This window comes from Micromonospora sp. B11E3 (genome assembly GCF_039871625.1).
GTDB lineage: Bacteria > Actinomycetota > Actinomycetes > Mycobacteriales > Micromonosporaceae > Micromonospora.
Genome location: NZ_JBDPMC010000027.1, coordinates 14556 through 33120, shown reverse-complemented (window position 1 = coordinate 33120; position 18565 = coordinate 14556). Strand labels below are relative to the sequence as shown.

The following is an 18565-nucleotide window of genomic DNA, read 5'->3' as shown; positions in this document are numbered from 1 at the left end:
ACTTGTTCGGGGAGAACAATTGATCACGGATCGCTCGGGCGCCACCCGCCGGGCCGCCCACCTCGAACTGGACGAGCGGACCGCAACCGGACTCCGCGCCGCGCTGCCCGTGGTCGCCGAGCGCACGGTCACCGCGATCACCGCCGAGGTGCCCGCCTACTCCGGCACCCTCACCGGGCAGATGCGGGACAAGATCGAAAACGCGGTACGGATCGCGCTGGGCACGTTCCTCCAGCTCCTCGAGCGTCCCCAGGGGTCCGACCCGGGCACCCCGCTCACCCCCGCGCTGGAGGCCGCATACGCCCTGGGCAGCGGCGAGGCCCGCTCCGGCCGCAGCATGGACGCGCTGCTCGCGGCGTACCGGGTGGGAGCGCGGGTGGCGTGGCGGGAGGTCTCGGCCACGACCGTGCGCAGCGGGCTCGCCGCCGGGACGGTCGCCGAGTTCGCCGAGCTGATGTTCGCCTACATCGACGAGCTGTCCGCGGCCAGCGTGGCGGGGCACGCCGACGAGCTGGCCAGCGCGGGCCGCGCCCGCCAACGGTACCTGGAGCGGCTCACCAAGCAGCTGCTGGCCGGCGAGTCCGAGGAGGTGCTGCGCCGCAGCGCCGAGCGGGCGGACTGGCCCCCGCCGCAGACGTTGACCGTGGTGCTGCTGCCCCGCAGCAACCTGCGGGCCGTGCTGGCGGCGCTGAGCCCGCAGACGCTGGAGAGCGGGGAGGACATGCCGGGGGTGGACCCGGCCGAGGAGCTGGCCGTGCTGCTGGTGCCGGACATGCACGGCGGCCGGCGGCGGCAGCTCGTCCGGGTGCTGCACGGGCACCGGGCGGTGCTGGGGCCGGCCCGGCCGTGGCACCGGGTGGCCGCCTCGTACGAGCGGGCGGCCCGGGCGCTGCCGCTGGGGCTGCGCCGCGGTGACCCGGACGCGCCGTTGGACACCGAGCAGCACCTCGCGCGGCTGCTGCTGAGCATGGACCCCGACGCCCTGGCCGACCTGCGCGCGCAGGTGCTGCGGCCGCTGTCGTCGCTGCCGCCGGCCACCGCCCACCGGCTGGCCGAGACCCTGCGCTCCTGGCTGCTGCATCAGGGACGCCGCGACGACGTGGCGGCGGACCTGTTCGTGCACCCGCAGACGGTCCGGTACCGGATGGCCAAGGTGCGGGAGCTGTACGGCGACCGGCTGCACGACCCGGCGACGGTGCTCGACCTGACCCTCGCCCTGGCGGTCCTCCCCGGACCGGCCCCTGCCTGACCCCGCCACCCGGCCGGGCAGAAAGTGCAAGATCGCGGGGGCGGGGGCGGGGCGCGGGGCGGGTCAGGCAGGGGCGGGGTGGCGGACGGCCGTGAACAGGGCGGCGAGGGCGACGGCCAGGCAGCCCGCTCCGGCCAGCGCGAACGCCACCGTGGCGCCGTGCCCCTGGGCCAGCCAGGTGAACGCCGCCGCGCCGAGGCCGCCGAGCGAGAAGTGGATCGTCCAGAACGCCGCGGTGACGCGCCCGAGCAGGTGCTCCGGCGTCACCTCCTGGCGCAGCGACAGCGAGCAGATGCCGCCCACGCTCACGCAGCAGAACCAGACCACCACCAGCGCGCCGACCTCGGTGGGCCGGCCGGTCAGCGCCAGGGTGGCGACGGCGACGCCGGCCAGCGCCACCGAGCCGATCCAGCACGCCCCGAAGCCGAACCGGCGGCGCAGCGGCGCGACGAGCAGGGAGCCGGTCACCGTCCCCGCCGCGCCGGCCGTGAGCACCAGGCCCACGGTGCCGTCGGGTTGCCCGAGATCGTGCTTGAGGTGTTGACTTCCTCTGCCCCCTGAAGAGGGCAGATTCCTGGCGGCGCTCATGAGGCACGCCGGGTGGTTGACGCTTCGCAGCCCACAGGTGCCGGGCTCCACGTCCGTACACGACCAAGCCCGGCCGCGTTGAGAATGTTCAGGGCCGCGTTGGTATCGGCGTGGTCGAGGTGCCTGCACGAAGTACAGGTGAACGCGACGCCGTTACGGGAGCGGGGGTCACGGTGCCCGCAGGTTGAGCACGTTTGCGACGTGTACGCTGCTGGCACTTTCAGCAGTTGCCCGCCCCGCTCGGCCAGCTTGTACGCCAGCAGTTCAACGGTGCGTGCGTGGGCCTCGTCGAGCATGACCCGGTTCAGCCCGGCCTTCTGCCGCACGTTGCGGCCCGGCTCGGCGATGGTGCCTCTCGCAGAGCGGGTCATGTTTTTCACCCGCAGTTCTTCCACCGCCACGATGCCGTACCTCTCGGCGATAGTCGTGGTGGTTTGGTGCTGCCAGTCGTAGCGGCGGCGCTTGGCTCTCGCGCGTAACCCTGCGATCTGGTCGTAGGTGCGGTGCAGACGCTTCGACGTACGCTCGAACGGATTGCGGGCCCGCTTCTGCCGGGCGGCCTTGCGTTCCAGCCGCAGCAGCCGTTCGGCCTCCTTCGGCCGCAACCACGGTCCGTGGTGCTGGTCGTTGCCGTCGGACAGGGCCAGGGCGACGTTGACGCCCCGGTCGATCCCGACGGCGGGCCCCTGGTGCTGCGCTGGTGTCCCCACCTCCACTTCGGTACGGAACACGAGGTGCCAGCCGAGCGCGTCCTTGACGAGCCGGGCACCGGTGGTGCGGCCGGGTTCACGGCCGACGCCGGGGATCGGCCCGGACCAGCGGAACCGGACCACGCCGACATCTGCGCGGACCAGAACACGGGAAAGCGCCGGTCGCGCCGCGCCGAGGCGGACGCGCCCGGTGCACCGGTGGCGACCGTCACGGGCCGAGGCTACCGGTCGGCCCTCGCGGGCCCGGGTGGTGGCCGCCCCGCCCGGCGACCACCACCACGCGGGACCCGTCAGGCCACGTGCGCGAGGTAGCCGGCGATGGTCTCGTCCAGCACCTCGCGGCCCGGGCGGGACCACACCTCCTCGGCGAAGACCTCCACCTCGATCGGGCCGGTGTACCCGGCGGCGTCCACCGCCTCCCGGAAGCGGCGCAGCTCGACGCAGCCGGCGCCGGGCAGCCCGCGGCCGAGCAGCACCCCGGCCGGCAGCGGCGTCACCCAGTCGGCGACCTGGAAGCAGGCGATGCGGTCCTCGCGCCCGGCGCGCGCGAGCTGCGCCCACACCTGGTCGTCCCACCACAGGTGGTACGTGTCCACCACGACGCCGACCGCCTCCGGCGGGTACGGCCGCGCCAGGTCCAGCGCCTGGCCGAGGGTGGCGACCACGCACCGGTCGGCGCAGAACATCGGGTGCAGCGGCTCGATCGCCAGCCGCACCCCGGCGGCGAGCGCGTGCGGCACGAGCGCGCCGATCGCCTCCCCGACGTGGGCCCGGGCGGCGTCGACGTCCCGGCTGCCCGGCGGCAGGCCGCCGGACACCAGCACCAGCGCGGGGGCGCCGATCGCGGCCGCCTCGTCGATCGCGCGGCGGTTCTCGTCGTACCAGCCGGGCTCGGCGAAGAAGCCGCCCCGGCACAGCGAGGTGACGGTGAGGCCGTGGTCGCGCACCAGCGCGGCGGCCCGCTCGACGCCGCACGGCGCCAGGTCCTCCCGCCACAGCCCGACGTTGGCCACCCCGGCGTCGGCGCAGCCGGCGAGCAGGTCCGGCAGCGGCCAGCGGCGGGTGGTGGCCGAGTTGAGCGCGAACCGGTTCACTGCGCGACCCCCGCCGTGGCCAGGTACACCCGCGCCCGGTGGGCGGCCAGCTCGGCGTCGGGCAGCAGGCCGGCCGCGTCGGCGAGCCGGAGCAGCCGCGCCAGGTGCACCGGCGAACGCCCGGACTGCAGGCCACCGACCATCGTGAAGTGGTCCTGGTGGCCGGCGAGCCAGGCCAGGAACACGATGCCCGTCTTGTAGTAGAAGGTCGGCGCGGCGAACAGGTGCCGGGCCAGCGGCAGCGTCGGCGCGAGCAGCCCGTCGTACGCCGCCGCGTCGCCGCCGTCGAGCGCCCGCAGCGCCGCCGCGGCGGGCGGCGCGATGGCGGCCAGGACGCCGAGCAGCGCGTCGGAGTGGCCGTCGGCGTCGCCGCGGATCAGGACCGGGTAGTTGAAGTCGTCGCCGGTGTAGAGCCGCACCCCGGCGGGCAGCCGGCGGCGCAGCGCGACCTCGAAGTCCTCGTCGAGCAGCGACAGCTTGATCCCGTCGACCCGGCCGGCGTGCGCGGCGATCAGGGCGACCACCGTGTCGGCGGCCCGCGCCGGGTCGGCGTGGCCCCAGTAGCCGGCCAGCGCCGGGTCGAACGCCGGGCCCAGCCAGTGCAGCACGACGGGCTGGTCCGCCTCGTCGAGCAGGCGGCCGTAGACGTCGAGGTAGTCGTCGGCCGAGCGGGCCGCCGCGGCGAGGTGGCGGCTGCACATGAGCACGGGCCGGGCGCCGGCGTCCTGCACGTCGGCGAGCTGCTCGGCGTACGCCTTGCGGATCTCGTCGAGGGTGACCGGGCCGGGCGGCAGCTGGTCGGTGGCGACGCCCGCGCAGATCGCGCCGCCCTCGGCCCGGGCGGCCTCCGCCGAGCGCCGGATCAGCTCCCGTGCGGTGGCGTGGTCCAGGCCCATGCCACGCTGGGCGGTGTCCATGGCCTCGGCGACGCCGAACCCGTACGACCACAGGTGCCGGCGGAACGCGAGCGTGGCGTCCCAGTCCAGGACGGCCGGCGCGCCGGGGACGTTCTCGGCGCGCGGGTCGGCGACGACGTGCGCGGCGGCGTACGCGACGCGGCTGGTGAACCGGGCGCCGGGGGTGGCGTGCTCGCGGCCCCGGCCGGAGAGGGCGAGGACCCCGTCGGGCAGGGCGACCCTGGTGTTCACGCGCCGCCCCCGAGTTCCGGGATCTCCACGCGCCGGCCCTCGCGCGCCGATTGCAGCCCCAGTTCGGCGAGCTGCACGCCGCGCGCGCCGGCCCACAGGTCCCAGGTGTACGGGGCGTCCTCGGCGACGTGCCGCAGGAACATCTCCCACTGCGCCTTGAACCCGTTGTCGAACTCCTCGTTGTCCGGCACCTCCTGCCACTGGGCGCGGAAGTCGTCGCCGGAGGGCAGGTCGGGGTTCCAGACCGGCTTGGGGGTGCCGGCGCGGTGCTGGACGCGGCAGCGGCGCAGGCCGGCGACCGCGCTGCCGTCGGTGCCGTCGACCTGGAACTCGACCAGCTCGTCCCGGTTGACCCGCACCGCCCACGAGGAGTTGATCTGTGCGACGACGCCGCCGTCGAGCTCGAAGATGGCGTACGCGGCGTCGTCGGCGGTCGCGTCGTAGGGTTGGCCGCCCTCGTCCCAGCGGCGCGGGACGTGGGTGGTGACGTGCGCGGTGACCGCCCGCACCGGCGCGAAGATCTGCTCCAGCACGTAGTGCCAGTGCGGGAACATGTCGACGACGATGCCGCCGCCGTCGGCGGCCCGGTAGTTCCAGCTCGGCCGCTGGGCCGGCTGCCAGTCGCCCTCGAACACCCAGTAGCCGAACTCGCCACGCACCGACAGGATGCGGCCGAAGAAGCCGCCCCGCACCAGCCGGTCCAGCTTGCGCAGGCCCGGCAGGAACAGCTTGTCCTGCACCACGCCGTGCCGGACGCCGGCGGCGTCGGCGGCGCGGGCCAGCTCGACCGCGCCGGACAGCGTGGTCGCGGTGGGCTTCTCGGTGTAGATGTGCTTGCCCGCGTCGATCGCCTGCCGGATCGCCTTCTCCCGCTCGCTGGTGACCTGGGCGTCGAAGTAGATCGAGGTGTCCGGGCGGGCGAGCGCCACGCCGAGATCGGTCATCCACTCGGTCAGCCCGTGCCGGTCCGCTACCTCGCGCAGCTTGGCCTCGTTGCGGCCCACCAGCACGAGTTCCGGCCAGAGCCGGCCGCCGTCGCGCAGCGGGACGCCGCCCTGCTCGCGGATCGCCAGCAGGGACCGCACCAGATGCTGCCGGTAGCCCATCCGCCCGGTCACGCCGTTGAGAACGATCCCGATCGGGATCCGTGCCGTCATCGCCCAACCCTCCAGGTAGCGGTTTCCTCCGGCGCCCGGTACTGCCTCCCCGGGCGCCGCGAACTCGTCCCGGTCGTCCCGGGTGCCGACTGCCGGCGGGGTACGGCGGCGCCGGTGCCGCCGTACCCCGCCGGGCCGATCAGGCCGGCGTGCCGGTCACCGTGAGGTGACACAGCCGCCCGACGTTGTCGAAGGAGCCGAAGCCGACCCGCCCGGAGCCGAACGTGGTGTCCTTCGCGGTCATCAGCGGGTCCCTGCTGCCGTCGACGTACACGGCGATCTCCCCGGTGGCCGGCAGGTGGACGACGCGCACCTTGTGCCAGTCGGCGTCGGTGACCGCCGGGTTCGCGCCGCGGGAGCGGCCGTTCCACTGGTGGTCGATGCGCTCCCGGTCGGCGTTGTTCACTTTGAAGATGCCGTTGTGCGGGTAGATCGTGTTGTCGGTGGACAGGTGGGCGTAGTAGAACTCCGTGTCCGAGCGCCAGCCGAAGACGATGATCACGTCCCGGTTGCTGACCTCCACGGGCGTGTCGAGCCGTACCCGCGCCTCGACCTCCATCGACGACCAGGCCGGGCCGGCGCTCAGGACGGCGTACTCGTTGGGCCGGCGGGGGCCGGGCCGGCTGACCCCGGCCTCGGCCAGGACGACCTCGTGGCGGTCGAACTGCCACTTCGCCGGCGTCACCGGGGCCCAGTCGGCCGCCCCGCCGTCGGCGCGCAGCTTCGTGTGGCCGACGTCGCCGTCGGCGAAGACCCGGGTGCCGGTGACCTTCCAGACCTTCCCGTTGGCCTTGGCCAGCAGGTACAGCTCGCCCGCGGCGTCGGTGCCGAAGCGCAGGTCGACCCGCTTCGGGTCGCCGGGCGCGCCGGGGCCGGAGAGGTCCTGCATCCGCACCGCGTTGCCGGCGGCGTCGAACAGGGCGAGCCGGTGCATCGGGGCGAGGCCGGTGCCCCGGCGCATCTCGTTCGCCTCGGTGTAGAGGACGCGCCCGTCGACGAGGTCGCCGAAGACGTACTTGCCGTGCAGGGCGGGCAGGTCGTGTCCCCGGTAGACGAAGCCGCCGGCCACCGCGACGCCCACGTCGGAGGTGCAGTTCCAGCCGGGCGCGGGGTCGTGGTCGTACGCGGCGACGGGGTACGTGTAGCCGTACCGCTCGTCGTCGGCGGGCAGCGGCAGCAGCTTGTCGCAGGCCTTGGTGGCCGTCTTGTCGAAGACGTACGACCCCTCGCGCTCGCTCCAGCCGAAGTTGTCGCCGGCGCGGACCTCGTAGATCGCCTCGACGGCGTGCTCGCCGATGTGGCCGAGGTACATCCGGCCGGTGGCCCGGTCCCAGCTGAACCGGTGCGGGTCGCGGAAGCCGACGGCGTAGATCTCGCCGAGCGCGCCGTCCCGGCCGACGAACGGGTTCGACGGCGGGACGCCGTACCGGCCGTTGGCGGAGTCGGTGCCGCGGGGGTCGATGCGCAGCAGCTTGCCGTGCGGCATGCCCAGGTTCTGCGGGTCGCCGTTGCGCACGCCCAGGCCGCCGTCGCCCACGGCCAGGTACAGCAGGCCGTAGTCGGCGTCGTCCGGCTTCGCCGTGGGGTTGAAGTTGATCTCCTGGACGCCGTGGATCTGGCCGCCGAAGCCGATGCGCAGGACCTCGCGGCGGGTGCCGGCGAAGGTGTCCGCGGCCGGGTCGGAGGCGGTCCACTCGGTGACGACGCCGTGGTAGATGGTGCCGGACTGGGCGTAGTCGGGCACCTTCGTGGTCGCCGACGCCTGCTCGGTGTGCAGGGTGTAGAAGCGCCCGTTGCTGCCGAACTCGGGGTGGAACGCGACGTAGCCGAAGCCCTGGCCGAGGCCCCGGCCGGAGAAGAACTGCGGCGCGAAGGTCGCGGCCACGTCGAGGTAGACGTGCGGCACGCCGTCCTCGACGAGGTAGAGGTTGCCGTTCAGGTCCGGCACGGCCCGGCGGCCGGAGCCGTCGGGCAGCTCCATGATCGTGTTGATCCGGGCGGTCCGCATGAGCCGCTGGTCGACCGGCGCCGGGGTGGGCGTCGACTGCGGGAAGCTGGCGTACTGGGTCAGCACCAGCCCGAGCCGGGACTGGGTGGGCATGTCGGGCACGGGATCGTAGACGGCGTCGACGGCCCGGACGGGCGCGGCGCCCAGGGTGGACAGGACGAGGGTGGCGGCTGTGAGCCCGGCTGTCAGCACGGGCCGGCGGGCCCGGCGGGTCGTCGGTGTGCGCACGCGGTTCTCCTTCTCGGTAGGACGGTGCCGAGGATGCTCAGCGAGCCATATGGTGGTACTGCTTCGCGACGTCGTCCGCAGGGAGGGTGGTGTCGAGGAACATCAGGCCGTCCATGCGGCAGTCGCAGGGGTTGCGCTCCAGGGTGTCCTGCGGGAAGCTCCCGCCGATCTTGATGCCGCGGGGGTCGGAGGCGGTGGTGACGTGCGGGCCGGGCCCGGACACACGCCACGGGTCGTCGTCGCGGGTGTAGAAGCCGGGCACGGGCTGGCCGTCGCGGTACAACGCCATGGCGCCCGTGGCGAAGTCGAAGGTGGCGGCGAGGTGCACCCACTCCCCCTTCGGCAGCAGGGTGCGCCAGTCCTCGGCGGCGGCGAACGTCTGCGAGTTGCCCCCGTCGAGCCGCCGGCCGAGCGCGACCAGGCGCAGCTCGCCGTTGACGTCGATCAGTTCGAGCAACGCCCGCACGCCGTGCCCGTCGGAGTCGCCGGTGAGCACCCCGGCCAGCCCGATCGCGTTGTACCGGTCGTCGGGGTTGGTCGTCGTGGAGTTGGGCAGCGGACCGTCCATCTCCCGCTTGAACCAGCCCATCACCGTCGTACCGCCGGTCCCGGCGAACGCCCGCAGGGTGCGTACGCCGCTGGCCGACCAGGTGCCGGCCTTCCAGTCGTCGTTGCCGGCCGTGGCCGGGTTGATCTGCCGGGTCTGCAGCGCGTCGCCGCTGCCCGGGTACGCGTGGTCCGGTACGCGCATCGCGGCGCCGCCGTTGACCAGTTCGATCTCGGTGCCGGAGCGGCCCTGGTCGCGTTCGAGGGCGGGGTCGCCCTCGACGGGGTGGTCGAAGTCGTAGAAGGCGACCAGGTGGGGTCGCAGGGCCGGGTGCACCCGGGGGTGGTCGGGATCCGCCTGCGCGGGTGGCACCGCGGCGCCGGCCGCCAGGCCCACCGCCAGCAGGGCGGCGGTCAGGACGGCGGCCCGTCTTGCTCTGGTCATCGCGTACACCTCTTTCGTCGTGTCCACGTCGGGTTACGCAACCGCTTCCGTAAGCGCTTACGTACCTGCACCCGTCCCCGCGCGCCGCTGCACGCGGGGTGGGCTACCGCTTGGTGGTGACCGGCGGCTCGGCCGGCCGGCCGCCGAGGTAGAGCTCCCCGAGCTGGGGGTCGGCCAGCAGGTCGCCGGCCGGCCCGGAGATGTGCACGCGCCCGAGGTCGAGCACGCACCCGAGGTCGGCCGTCTCCAGCGCCCGCCGGGCGTTCTGCTCCACGAGCAGGACGGCCGTGCCGGCGTCGCGCATCCGCACGACCTGCTCGAAGACGGTGGTCGTGGCCTTCGGGTCCAGCCCCATGGACGGCTCGTCGAGCAGCACGACCTTGGGGTTGACCATGAGCGACCGGGCGAACTCCACCTGCTTCTGCTGGCCGCCGGAGAGCAGCCCGGCGAGGGAGTTCCAACGCTGCGCGACCACCGGGAACACCTCGCGGACGAACTCGGTCCGCTCGGCGATCAGCCGCTTGTCCTTCAGCGTGTAGCCGCCGAGCAGCACGTTCTCGGCCACGGTCATCTCGCGGAAGACGCTGTGGCCCTGCAGGACGTGCGTCACGCCGGCGGCGAGCATCCGCTGCGGGCCGGCGCCGGTGACGTCCACGCCGCCGACGAGGATCCGGCCGGAGCGCGGCTTGAGCAGCCCGCTGGCCACCTTCAGGACGGTCGACTTGCCGGCGCCGTTGGGCCCGACGAGGCAGACGATCGAGCCGGCGGGCACGGAGACGGTGAGGCCGCGCAGCACCGGCGCGGCGCGCCCGTACCCGGCCTGGACGTCGACGAGTTCGATCTCAGACGCCAAGGTAGGCCCCCAACACGCGTTCGTCGGAACGGATGAGCGACGGCGGTCCCTCGGCGATCGGCCGTCCGCGGTCGAACACCACGATGTGGTCGCTCACGCTCATCACCAGGTCCATGTTGTGTTCCACGATCACGAAGGTCCTCCCCTCGGCGTTCAGCTCGCGCACCAGGGCGCCGATCCGGTCGAGCAGCGCCGGGTTGACGCCGCCGGCCGGCTCGTCGAGCAGGACCGTCTCCGGGTCGCTCATCAGCACCCCGGCCAGCTCCAGCAGCTTCTGCTGGCCCCACGACATGTTGCGCGCCTCGACGTCGGTGAGGTGCTCGATGCCGAGCCGGGTGAGCCAGCCCCGGGCCCGGTCGACCTCGGCGCGGGCGCGTGCGCCCCGCAACTGGCCGGCGAGGCCGGCCGGGCGGACCGCGGCGAGCACGTTGTCGAGCGCGGACATCCGGGGGAACACCCGGCACAGCTGGAAGGTGCGGCCCAGACCGACGCGGGCGATGGCGTGGGCCGGCTTGCGGGTGATGTCCCGCCCCCGGTACGTGGTCCGCCCGCCGTCGGGCCGGATCATCCCGGTGACGCAGTTGAAGAACGTCGTCTTGCCCGAGCCGTTGGGCCCGATCAGAGCGTTGACCTGGCCGTGCCGGAACGTCACCGTGGCGCCGTCGAGCGCCACCACACCGCCGAACGCCTTGGTCAGGCCCTCGGTGGCCAGTCCTCTCACCTCGCTCATGCCGGCCCTCCGCTTCGCTCCGCGCCGTCATGAGCCACCACGGCACTGAGCCCGATGATTCGCTCGCTGCGCTCGCTCATGCCCGACCCTCCGTAGACTGGGGACGGCCACTGACCGCGGCCGCGGCCGGCGCGCCCGGGCCGTCCGCCGCGGCTCGCGATGCCGCCGCCGCGGCGGCGCGCTCGTCGCGCAGCTGCGCGGCGGTGACCTCCCGGATGGAACTCTGCGCCGGCCGGAACAGCCGGTCGGCCAGCGCGCCGACCGCCGGCAGGACGCCGTCGGGCAGGAACAGCACCACGAGGGCGAGCAGCACGCCGGTGGCCACCAGGTGCAGGGGCGTGTTGCCGAACTCCACCTTGAAATACTCCAGCGCGACCCCGACGACCACGGCGCCGACCAGCGGGCCGAACAGGTGCCGGACGCCGCCGAGCAGGGCCATCAGCACCATGTAGGAGCCGGTCAGGATCGAGAACTGGAAGACCGGGTCGAGGTCACCGAACCAGAGGGCGTAGAGCCCGCCGGCCAGGGCGGTGAAGGCCGCCGACACCACGAACACCACCAGCTTGTACGCGAACGTCGGCGTGCCCAGCGCCTCCGCCTTGTCCTCGTCCTCCCGGATCGCCTTGAGCCCGAGGCCGAACCGCGAGCGGTCGACGAGCCACCAGGCCAGCAGGGCGAGCCCCAGCAGCCCGGCGAACAGGAACCAGAAGACGCGGTGGTGCTCGGGACGCAGCAGCCCCGGGAACGGGCGCGGCACGACCAGCCCCCGCGACCCGCCGGTGACCGACGCCCAGCTCTGGAAGACCAGCAGCAGGATCAGCACCAGCGCGATCGAGACGATCACGAACGAGGCGCCGCGTACCCGCAGCGCCGCGAAGCCGATCGGCACGGCCAGCACGGCCACCAGCAGCGCCGCGACGACGAGGGCCACGAAGCTGGGCAGGCCGGCCCGCGTGACGAGCAGGGCCGTGCCGTAGCCGCCGAGGCCGGCGAGGGCGCCGTGGCCGAGCGAGATGTAGCCGGTGAACCCGCCGACGAAGTTCCACGACGTCGACAGCACCGCGTAGTTCAGCACGACGATGCCGGCCGACAGGACGTAGGGGTTGGGCGCCAGGGACGGGAACGCCAGCACCGCGGCCGCGAGCAGGAGCACCGCGACGGCTTGGGCGATCCGGCCGTACCGCCGGCGGGCGGTGGCGGGGGCCGCCGGTCCGGCGGTCGCCGGGCCGGCCGCCACCGCGGCGGTCGGCGCCGTCGCCGTGGGGTCAGAAGCGCTGGGCAAGGCGACCTCCGAAGAATCCCTGTGGCCGGAACGCCAGCGTGGCGAACAGGGCGAGGTAGAAGACGGTCTGGGCCCACGTCGTGCCGAGCGGGATCTGCAGCAGGCTCTGCAGCAGGCCGAGCACCATCGCGGCCATGGCCGCGCCCGGCACACTGCCGAGGCCACCGACCACGATGATGGCCATCAGCGGGCCGATCCAGTGCCAGTGCAGCGACGGGTAGATGGTGGTGTCGAGCGCGAGCGCCGTGCCGCCCACCGCCGCCGTGGCCAGGCCGATGCCGAAGCCGTACCCGGCCACCTTCTCGGTCTCGATGCCGACGAGCCGCGCGGCGTCGCGGTGCTGGATCGTCGCGCGCAGCGCCCAGCCGAGCGTCGTCTTCTTCATCAGCAGGTAGAGGGTCGCCAGCGCGACGGCGGCGAGGCCGAACGCGATCAGCTTGACCACGGCGATCCGGGCGCCGAAGAAGCCGATGCTCGCCGAGCCGTAGCCGAGCTGGATGCGCCGCTGGGTGCCGGTGAAGGCGTACCCGAGCAGCCCCTCGACGCCGACCGCGATGGCGAACGTCAGCAGCACGGACATCATCGTGAGGGTGGCGGGGCGCAGCCGGGCCAGGAGCGCCCGTTGCAGCACCACGCCGCAGCCGAAGAACAGCGGCACGGTGACGACCATGGACAGCAGCGGGTCGATCCCCAGCCGGGAGTGGGACCACCAGGCGAGGTAGGCGGCCAGGATGAGGAACGCCGAGTGGGCGATCATCACGACCCGCATGATGCCGAAGTACAGCGTCAGGCCGGCGGCCAGCAGGGCGTAGAGCCCGCCGAGCAGCAGTCCCAGGATGACGCTCTGCAGGAGCAGCGCACCGGACGGCATGACGCGCCTACCAGGCCGGCTTCGGGTACACGAGCGTCGTCTCCCGGGCGTCCGCGGGCAGCACGATCTGGATCTCGCCGCCCACCCACTGCTGGATCATGTGGGCGCCCTTCGGCTTGCCCGTCTCGTCCCAGGACAGCGGGCCGACGACGGTCTCCACCGTGTTCTTCCGCAGCCAGTCGACGAGCTTCTTCTGGCACTCGCCCTGCTCCGCGCAGCCCGCGGCGGCGACGGCCGCCGCGACGACCTGGCCGGTCGTGTACGCGTTGGCCTCGTCCTCCTCCGGCGGCGAGCCGAACTGCGCCGTGTACTTCTCGACGAACTCGACGTTGCTGGGGTACGGCGCCTTCTGCGTGTAGCCGGTCGGCGCGATGATCCCCTCCGTCTTGTTCCCGATCGCGGCGGCGAACTCGGGGTTCGTCGGCGCGGTGGAGAACGCGGCGAGCTTCGGCTGGTACCGCAACTGCTGGAGGGCGACGATCAGGTTCACGCCGTCCTGGTACTGCGAGCCGCCCACCACGAGGTCGGCCTTCGCCGTGGCGATCTTGGCGGCGATGCTGCCGAAGTCGGTGGTGTTCGGCGGGTACACCTCGTCGACGACCGTACGGACGCCAGCCGCCTCCAGCTTCGCCTTCAGCCCGTACGCCGTGCCCTGCGCGAACGGGTCGTCCATGGCCGCGTACGCCGCGGTCTTCGGCCGCTGGTCCGCCGGCAGCGCCAGCAGGTACTCGGCCAGGTAGTTGTAGTGGTCGTCGGCCACCGCCGGGGCCGCGTAGAACAGGTTCTTGAAGCCCTGCTGGAAGACCTCCCTCGCCGCGCCGGCCGGCTCGACGAAGAGCATGCCGTACTCCTCGGCGACGCGGGCGGCGGGCACCACGAGCCGGGTCGAGAACGGGCCGACCACCAGGTCCACCTCGTCTTTCCCGATGAGCTGCTCGTAGTCCGCGACCACCCGGTCCGCGTTGGACTGGTCGTCGAGGATCTTCAGCTCGACCTTGCGGCCGAGCAGGCCTCCCTTGTCGTTGGTGATCTTGGCCCAGGCCTCGTACCCCCGCTGCACACCCTTGCCCGGCTCGGAGAAGTCGCCGGTCAGCGGGAGCGAGATCCCGACCACGATCGGGTCGTCGTTCGCGGCGGAATCGCCGCCGTCACCACCGCAGGCGCCCAGCGCGAGCGTCACGGTCACGCCGAGGGCCGTCATCAATCGCGTTCGCCTGTAACGGGTCGTCATCCCGCAACACTCCTTCGCCGGGGGACGGAAGCGCTTACGAAAGCGCTTCCGTACACTAAACTGTGCCTCGCGTCACCGGCAATAGTTGCGTCGATGTTTCTGGGGAGTTGCGAATGCCCAAGCCTGGCCCGCGGTTGCGCCTGATCGACGTCGCTGAGCGAGCCGGCGTCTCCCTGGCGACAGCCTCGCGCGCCCTGTCCGGCCGCGACGGGGTCAGCGAGGAGGTGGCCAACCGCGTCCGGGACATCGCGCGGGAGCTGGGATACGTGGCCAACCCCTACGCCCGCACCCTGGCCGGCGGCGCGAGCCCCACCGTCGGGCTGGTCGTCCACCAGGTCGACGACCCGTACTTCTCCGAGATCGCGGGCGGCGTCATCCAGGTCGCCGCCGAGGAGGGGCTGCTGGTGCAGATCTGCCACTCCGGCCGCGACCCGCAGCACGAGCTGCGGCAGCTGCGCCACCTCATCGCCCAGCGCGTGGGGATCATCCTGATCGCCGGATCGGGCTACGACGACGCGCGCATGGAGGCGGACGCCCGGACCGAGCTGTCGACGTTCCAGAGCCAGGGCGGCCGCGTCGCCGTCATCGGGCGGCACGCGCTCGGCGTCGACGCGGTCCTGCCCGACAACGAGGCCGGCGGCCGGGCCCTCGCCGAGCACCTGCTGGCGCTGGGGCACCGCCGCATCGCGGTCGCCGCGGGCACCCCGGGGCTCACCACCGTCGTCGACCGGCTCGCCGGGGTGTCCGCCGCACTGCGCCAGCACGGGCTCTCCCTGGACGGCCTGCCGGTGGTCCACTCCGACTTCACCCGGGACGGGGGCCGGGTGGCGGCGGAGCGGATCCTGCGCGAGCACCCGGAGACGACGGCGATCGTCGCGCTCAACGACGCGATGGCCATCGGCGTGCTGTCGGCGCTGCGCGCCCGGGGCATCCCCGTGCCGGAGCGGATCTCGGTCGCCGGCTTCGACGACGTGTCCGTGGCCGCCGACCTCGCGCCCAGCCTCACCACCGTACGGCTGCCGATGACCGACATGGGCCGGATGGCCCTCACCCTAGCGCTCAAGCCCCGCGTCACGCGTCCCCGGCGCCGCTCCACCGGGCACGAGCTGGTGGTACGGGACTCCACCGGCCCCGCGCCGCGCCGCTGAGTGACGCCGCCGATACCCGATCGACGCCGTGCTCGACGTGCTCGCCGAACTGCTGCCCGCGGACTTCGTCGCCGTGGACCTGGCCAGCGGCCCCGGCTCGCTCAGCCACCGGCTGCTGCGGCGCTTCCCGCAGGCCCGGTGCGTGGCCGTGGACCTGGACCCGGTGCTGGTCGAGATCGGCCGGCGCGCCTCCACCGCGCTGGGCGACCGGCTGCGCTTCGTCGAGGCGGACGTCAGCCGGCCCGACCTGGCCGACGTACTCGGCGAGGAGCGGGTCGACGCGGTGCTCAGCAGCACCGCCCTGCACTGGCTGCCGTCCGACGCGCTCGCCGGCGTGTACGGGCGCATGGCCCGGCTGATCCGCCCCGGCGGCGTACTGCTCAACGCGGACAACATCCCGTTCGGGCGGGAACGGGGAGCCTTCCAGCAGCTCGCCGAGGCTCGCCGGGCACGGCACGCCGTGGCGGCCTTCGGCGAGGACATGGCGAGCGGCTGGCGGGAGTTCTGGGAGGCCGCCGCCGCCGAGCCCGCGCTCGCCGCCGTCTCGGCGGAGCGGGAGCGCCGGTTCGCCACGGTCGGGCGGGACCACCCCGAGTCCGTGCTGGAGTTCCACCTCGCCGCCCTGCGCGACGCCGGCTTCAGCGCGGTGGACGTGGTCTGGCAGGAGTTCGACGACCGGGTGGTCGCCGCGATCCGCTGACCGGCACCGCCCCGCCGGCCGCCGGCAACCCGGCCGCCTATCGCACCTGATCCAGAGCACCTTCTGGTCGATCGGTTCTCCAGTCACGGGATCGAGCATCACGGCCTCGCCGTCACGCGTCGCGCTGATCGGCACCGTGTCACACGTGGCCTCCGGCACAGGTGTTGCGCTGGTCGTCATACCGACCTGTCCTTTCGGTCAGGCCGGACCCGCACACCGTTGGTCAGACAGTCCCCTCAGCCGCCGTTCGATGCCGGGCGATCAGAACAGTGTCTCGACCACGTCGGTCACCCGTGCCGCCATCGGGTTCTCGATGCTCGTGATGATCGGGATCATGCGCCATTTGTCGAAGATCGTGCAGGGGACACCTGGATCGAGTCGTTCAACGGCAGGCTGCGCGATGAACTGCTAAACTCATGGCGCTTCCGCACAGCGACGGGACCACCAAACGGGTCCCCTCAGTTCTGGCGAAGGTGCATCTTTCAGTCGACGTGGCAGTGCCACCGCATGAACCATCGATATCAATACGACCGAGAATCGATCCCTTCATCCCCGGCGCGGAGTCGACACAGGCGGAGGGCGAGGTGCGTGTCGAGGCTGCTGGGTGCGCGGCGCCAACTCTCACCCAGGATGGTGTCGATACGGTCAATACGTTGTCGCACGGTGCTCATGTGGACGTGGAGTGCCGCGGCCGTCCGGGCCAGGTGTCCACCGTTCTCAAAGTAATGCCATGCAGTTTCACACAACTGCGTGTGACGATCCTGGTCGTACGAGATGAGCGGACCGAGGAAGCGGTCGATCAGGCGGGCCACCCACTTTTGATCTCGCGCCCCCGAAATCGCTCCTGCCAGACCGAGGTCTATAACGTCGGAAGATCCGTGAGACCGGCCCAGTGCTCGCATCGCCGAGACCACTGCGCACGCCTCGTCGTGCGCGGCTCGCACTGCGGCAACGCCGGACGCTTTCGCACTGCCGACCAGGACGGTAAGCCCTGCGGCTTTCAACGTATCCGCGATCGTTGTGCCTCGTTTGTGCGATTCGGTGGCCGGGCAGAGCACGCAGATATGTCCTTCATGCACGGCGACAACAGCGGGGGTGCTGGCCGTCGCGGTCTTGATCGCCGCGACCGTCGAGCTCTGCTGCACCGAAGCCGTTCCTTCGCACACGTGCACTTCGAGAGCTTCACCCTTGTTGAAGCCGTAAGATTGTAGTCGCAGTTGTAGCGCAGGCTCGGTGCGTTCGCGCACCTTCATCAACAGTTCGATCAGTTCGAACTGTTCTCGATTGAACGAGGCCTCCAACGTCCGCTCGAACAGGTAGGCCGTGGACACGAAAACCGATGCGCGGGAGATGATCTCGCGTCGACCCCGCCCGTCCTTCGCAACGAGAGTCGCGAGATGTTCTTCGCCCGCGGATACCGCCATGACGAGCAATGGCATGCCACCGACTTTGACGGGAACTGCGCCCTGTTCGCGATGGGAGATTGTCACCGACGTCCGCAGCTCCGGCGTGCACAGCCACCCGTCGGCTGCTATTACCTGCCCGACGACGTGATTGCCATCAGGATCATGAATGCTCACCGGTGCGCCGAGGAACTCACCGAGCACGTCGATGATGCTCACCAGGGCGCTGGAGCCGCGTAGGGCGGCCATGAGACGGTCGTCGAGGAGTAGCAGTGACTCCAGTTCGTGCTGGCGGCGCTCCGTCGACGACACGGTCTGGGACAACGCTGTCCGCAACCCTGTGACCTCTCGCCGGATGCGCAGGTGTTCGAAGGCGACACCAGCCTGTGCGGCGATGTCAACCAAGGCGGCGACCGACTGTTCGGAGAACTCGCAGGGCCGTCGGCACGCAACGAGAAGCGCTGCCACCACCCGGCCGCCAACCCGGATCGGCGCCCCGAGGATCGAACGAACCCCTTCGCCTCGGACGATCGCGTCGATACCGGGCAGATGGTTCATGTTCGGGTCCGTGAGGTAGTCACTGGTCTGAACGGGTCTGTTCCCCGCAGCGACGGCTCCGAGGATTCCGGTCCCGAGCGGCATGCGGATGGAGCGGAAGGCGTCGGTCTGCACGCCGACGCCCTCTTCGATGCATGTCTCGCCGCGGTCCAGGTCGTTGACGCTGAGATATGCCATATCGGCAGCCAAGAGGGTCCGGGCCCGACGCAGGATTCCCTGCAGTACCACTCCACGGTCCCGGACGCTGGTGAGGTCCTCCGCGCACTCGCGGAGCGCACGGCGGACGTCATCCGTCGACGGAGGGGTGAGCACCGGCGTCGACCGGGTCGTCTGGGGTGGCGTGACGTCGACGACAGTCGAAACATCGCTGGAAACGTGCATCGGTCCCCCGAACCCACCTGTGTCACCTACTGCCATCTCTACAGGATGCCATATGTCACTCTGCGCCGTATCCGCGGCCAAAATTGTCGGCCAGAGTGAGAAGCGCCACAGGAGTGAAGGAGGTTGCAGTGGTCGATATGAAGGTGCACGTCCTCTCCACCGGCGCGATGGAGACCCGGGACCTAGCCGCGAACAAATGCCGAACACGTGGCGGGCAGTGAGGCAGGGCGACAGG

The 18565-nt window shown here is 72.2% G+C and carries 16 protein-coding genes; 3 read left to right on the top strand and 13 right to left on the bottom strand.

What is annotated here, in order from left to right; translation table 11 throughout:
* Positions 1-22 precede the first annotated feature (22 nt).
* A complete protein-coding gene (locus tag ABGB16_RS15940) occupies positions 23-1249 on the top strand; it encodes a helix-turn-helix domain-containing protein (protein ID WP_347668863.1) in 1227 nt (408 codons plus the stop codon).
* A 63-nt stretch (positions 1250-1312) separates the two neighbouring features.
* Here the strand turns inward: ABGB16_RS15940 and ABGB16_RS15935 are convergent, their stop codons facing one another.
* From ABGB16_RS15935 to ABGB16_RS15880, 12 genes are all read right to left on the bottom strand, one after another.
* On the bottom strand, positions 1313-1837 hold the full coding sequence (locus ABGB16_RS15935; RefSeq protein ID WP_347668832.1) for an MFS transporter: 525 nt from the start codon (positions 1835-1837) through the stop codon (positions 1313-1315).
* Positions 1834-2670, bottom strand: a complete 837-nt coding sequence (locus ABGB16_RS15930) for a transposase (RefSeq protein WP_347668831.1) — start codon at positions 2668-2670, stop codon at positions 1834-1836. The genes ABGB16_RS15935 and ABGB16_RS15930 overlap by 4 nt, the downstream gene beginning before the upstream one ends.
* 167 nt (positions 2671-2837) lie before the next feature.
* Complete coding sequence (locus ABGB16_RS15925; protein ID WP_347668830.1) at positions 2838-3641, bottom strand: sugar phosphate isomerase/epimerase family protein; 804 nt, start codon at positions 3639-3641, stop codon at positions 2838-2840.
* Positions 3638-4789 (bottom strand): dihydrodipicolinate synthase family protein, encoded by a 1152-nt coding sequence (locus ABGB16_RS15920; protein ID WP_347668829.1) that lies wholly within the window; start codon positions 4787-4789, stop codon positions 3638-3640. The genes ABGB16_RS15925 and ABGB16_RS15920 overlap by 4 nt, the downstream gene beginning before the upstream one ends.
* Complete coding sequence (locus ABGB16_RS15915) at positions 4786-5946, bottom strand: Gfo/Idh/MocA family oxidoreductase (protein ID WP_347668828.1); 1161 nt, start codon at positions 5944-5946, stop codon at positions 4786-4788. The genes ABGB16_RS15920 and ABGB16_RS15915 overlap by 4 nt, the downstream gene beginning before the upstream one ends.
* A gap of 139 nt (positions 5947-6085) precedes the next feature.
* A complete protein-coding gene (locus ABGB16_RS15910; RefSeq protein ID WP_347668827.1) occupies positions 6086-8182 on the bottom strand; it encodes a PQQ-dependent sugar dehydrogenase in 2097 nt (698 codons plus the stop codon).
* Between the two features lie 37 nt (positions 8183-8219).
* Entirely contained in the window at positions 8220-9173 is a 954-nt protein-coding gene (locus tag ABGB16_RS15905; RefSeq protein WP_347668826.1) for a LamG-like jellyroll fold domain-containing protein, read from the bottom strand.
* 103 nt (positions 9174-9276) lie between these two features.
* A complete protein-coding gene (locus ABGB16_RS15900) occupies positions 9277-10026 on the bottom strand; it encodes an ABC transporter ATP-binding protein (RefSeq protein WP_347668825.1) in 750 nt (249 codons plus the stop codon).
* A complete protein-coding gene (locus ABGB16_RS15895) occupies positions 10016-10756 on the bottom strand; it encodes an ABC transporter ATP-binding protein (RefSeq protein WP_347668824.1) in 741 nt (246 codons plus the stop codon). The genes ABGB16_RS15900 and ABGB16_RS15895 overlap by 11 nt, the downstream gene beginning before the upstream one ends.
* Before the next feature lie 76 nt (positions 10757-10832).
* Positions 10833-12038: a branched-chain amino acid ABC transporter permease gene (locus ABGB16_RS15890; RefSeq protein ID WP_347668823.1), complete on the bottom strand. Its 1206-nt coding sequence runs from the start codon at positions 12036-12038 to the stop codon at positions 10833-10835.
* Positions 12022-12909 (bottom strand): branched-chain amino acid ABC transporter permease, encoded by an 888-nt coding sequence (locus tag ABGB16_RS15885; protein ID WP_347668822.1) that lies wholly within the window; start codon positions 12907-12909, stop codon positions 12022-12024. The genes ABGB16_RS15890 and ABGB16_RS15885 overlap by 17 nt, the downstream gene beginning before the upstream one ends.
* A gap of 7 nt (positions 12910-12916) precedes the next feature.
* Positions 12917-14140: an amino acid ABC transporter substrate-binding protein gene (locus ABGB16_RS15880; RefSeq protein ID WP_347668821.1), complete on the bottom strand. Its 1224-nt coding sequence runs from the start codon at positions 14138-14140 to the stop codon at positions 12917-12919.
* A gap of 113 nt (positions 14141-14253) precedes the next feature.
* Here ABGB16_RS15880 and ABGB16_RS15875 point away from each other — a divergent pair, with 113 nt between their 5' ends.
* Both ABGB16_RS15875 and ABGB16_RS15870 read left to right on the top strand, forming a co-directional pair.
* Positions 14254-15288 (top strand): LacI family DNA-binding transcriptional regulator, encoded by a 1035-nt coding sequence (locus tag ABGB16_RS15875; RefSeq protein WP_347668820.1) that lies wholly within the window; start codon positions 14254-14256, stop codon positions 15286-15288.
* A gap of 28 nt (positions 15289-15316) precedes the next feature.
* Complete coding sequence (locus ABGB16_RS15870) at positions 15317-15988, top strand: class I SAM-dependent methyltransferase (protein WP_347668819.1); 672 nt, start codon at positions 15317-15319, stop codon at positions 15986-15988.
* 521 nt (positions 15989-16509) lie between these two features.
* Here the strand turns inward: ABGB16_RS15870 and ABGB16_RS15865 are convergent.
* Positions 16510-18330 (bottom strand): GAF domain-containing protein, encoded by a 1821-nt coding sequence (locus ABGB16_RS15865; protein WP_347668818.1) that lies wholly within the window; start codon positions 18328-18330, stop codon positions 16510-16512.
* Between the last annotated feature and the right edge of the window lie 235 nt (positions 18331-18565).